The organism is Methylobacterium sp. J-030, assembly GCF_022829545.1.
Taxonomy (GTDB): domain Bacteria; phylum Pseudomonadota; class Alphaproteobacteria; order Rhizobiales; family Beijerinckiaceae; genus Methylobacterium.
In genome coordinates this window covers 1-2,447 of sequence record NZ_JAKSYM010000250.1, presented here as the reverse complement: position 1 = coordinate 2,447, position 2,447 = coordinate 1, and the positions used below count along the sequence as shown (strand labels likewise).

Genomic DNA, 2,447 nt, shown 5'->3' with positions numbered 1-2,447 from the left:
AATTGCGTCCGACCGCATTCGTCGCTGGGCTATCGGCCGCCCGCGCCCGTCAGCTACCCGGATCTGGCCTTCCGGCTACCCATGGCCGCGACCATGCAGTAGCCTCTCAATCGGCTCGGTCCAAAATACCGGTCAGGTCAGAGGTTGTGCCGCACGACGTCCCGTTGGTCCTCGACCGCATCCATGAAAAGCGTCCGATGTCGCTAGGCTCAAAGGCCTTCACGAAGTCGTTATAGTCATCCCTCCTCCAGAGAAACACCCATGGTTGCATGGGTGACCCACATCGTGCTTAGGTTGTATTCTAGCATTCGAATGGCACCTAAGCGGACTGGTACGCTCACCGCATCAGTCGAAGCGCGTGCTTCAGCGGAGCTACGGCCGGATCATACGCCTTCGCGCAGCGGGTTTGGTTCCGCCCCCCAGCTTTGGCTTCATACAGAGCCTCGTCTGCCAAGCGATAGAGGTCCGCGAGCGCGGTGACCTCCGTGGCTGCCGGTACAGCGGCTGCGAGCCCGATGCTTACTGTTACTGCACCGGCACCGATGCCCGCTGAGCCGACCGCCAACGCGGACACTTCGGCATGGACTTTCTCCGCGATACGGAAGGCGCCCACCAGATCTGTGTCTGGCAAGAGGATGGCGAACTCCTCACCACCGATCCGGCAGACGAGATCATGAGGACGATGCACGCTGTCCGAGAGGCATTGCGCCAAGCCCTGGAGCACCTGATCTCCGACCTGATGGCCGTAGCGGTCGTTGAAGCGCTTGAAGTGGTCAGCGTCGACGATGAGTAGGGACAGAGGCTTACCGCTTCGCAGCGCAGCCCTCCAGGACCGAGCTCCGGTTTCCTCGAACGCACGGCGGTTTGGAAGACGCGTCAGAGCATCCGTCAGCGACAGCCTTTCGAGTTCAGCCTGCATGGCCTCGCGGCGACGCAGCTCCCGCCCGAACAGCAGCGATAGCGCGATGGTGAGGCCGCACAGCACCAGCACGATGACGCCGATCGTGAGCGCCTTCACCCGCCAGTCAGCCTCGATCTCGTCCGTCGACAGGGCGACGTTCAGGATCAGCGGCAGGTCGCCGACCTGTGTGAAGCTGTAATGGCGTTCGATGCCGTCACGAACCGACGTCTGGACGAAGCTGCCGCTGCGCTCACGTAGGAAGCCCCGGAAGGTCGCGGCTCTGGCGATGTTCACGCCGATATCGGCCTCGGCGTAGGGGTGGCGCATGACGCGTGTGCCATCGCGCAGGTACAGGTTGATCGCGCTGTCCGGGCCGAGTGCGATCTGGTCGAAGAGGCGCGTGAAGTAGGACAGGTTCAGGGTCCCCAGCACCACACCGCCGAATGACCCATCGGGCTTGTTGATGCGGCGGCTCAGCACGATCATGCGGCTGCCTAGCAGACGCGAGAACAGCGGCTGACTGATGTACAGGCCGAGATTGTCCTGTGCCTTCTGTGCCTGAAAGTAGGCGCGATCCGCGTAATTGACCTTGCGTACCGGGACAGAGCTGGCGTCGATGATGCTGTCGCCGTTCTCATCGGTGACGATCATCACGCCCATGTCGTGGGCTGTCGCGGCTCGGTCGAACAGAATGAGTTGGCGTAGCTCAGGGCTGACCTGATCGAGGCCGCGCGCCTTGAGATTATCGACGACCCCGCGCAGGGAGAGATCATACAACTCGATGTTGCGGGCGATGTCACGCTCCAGGACCTGCACGAGGTTCTTGGAGGTCTGCTCGGCCTTCTCCCACGCGTCCTGGCGCAGGTCGAGCAGCATCAGACCGGAGGCAGCGAGCATCCCGACAGGTGCCAAAACGCCCAAGACGATCCACGTCCGGGCGGAGCGGAGCGGACGAGCTAGACGGGAAAGCGGGGGCATGGCGTACCTCGCCGGTATTCTCCTTTTGCCGATCGTTGGCATGCCAACGTTTAAGGGATCGTTATCTGGCGCGGGGCTGAACGCCCGCAGGCAGGTTCATGACGGGTCTTCGACACCATCGCCAAGGGCCGAGGTAACGCCGTTCTCGATCAGCGGCTGACCATTGCCCTGCCCATTCCCCCCGTTACTCCTAGTCATCAGCTGATCGGAGCGCTTGCGCTTCCCGGTCAAGGGCTTGAACAGCTTGCCCTCCGGGCCGAGGTGGTTGCCCGCCTCGTACCAGCGGCGGGCGAGCCACCCGTTCAGGCTGGGCAAGGTCCCGCGGCTATCCTTTAGGAACGCGATATTGGCCTCGATCAGATCGAAGCCCGCATGCTTCATGAGGGCCATCATCTGCAGATGGATGCCCGTCTTTAGCTCCGCCTTGGTGTCCTCATCGCTGTAGAGCGCCAGGAGGACGTAGTAGGCGGCCCGGCCGAGGTCGTCCCGGCCCGGAGCCCCCTTCTCCTTGCGCTTGGCGGTGCATTTGGCTTGGGCCGCGGCGCGCTTCCGCTTGCGGCGGAGATTG

At 63.0% G+C, this 2,447-nt stretch carries 2 protein-coding genes; both read right to left on the bottom strand.

Translation table 11 applies throughout. The features are described from left to right. Window positions 1-337: 337 nt before the first annotated feature. The gene (locus MKK75_RS18570; RefSeq protein WP_244044013.1) at window positions 338-1,879 is read right to left on the bottom strand and encodes a sensor domain-containing diguanylate cyclase; all 1,542 of its coding nucleotides are present in this window, start codon (window positions 1,877-1,879) and stop codon (window positions 338-340) included. A gap of 96 nt (window positions 1,880-1,975) precedes the next feature. Then, window positions 1,976-2,447, bottom strand: a 472-nt coding sequence (locus tag MKK75_RS18565; RefSeq protein ID WP_244044012.1) for a hypothetical protein, incomplete at its 5' end; no start/stop codon positions are given.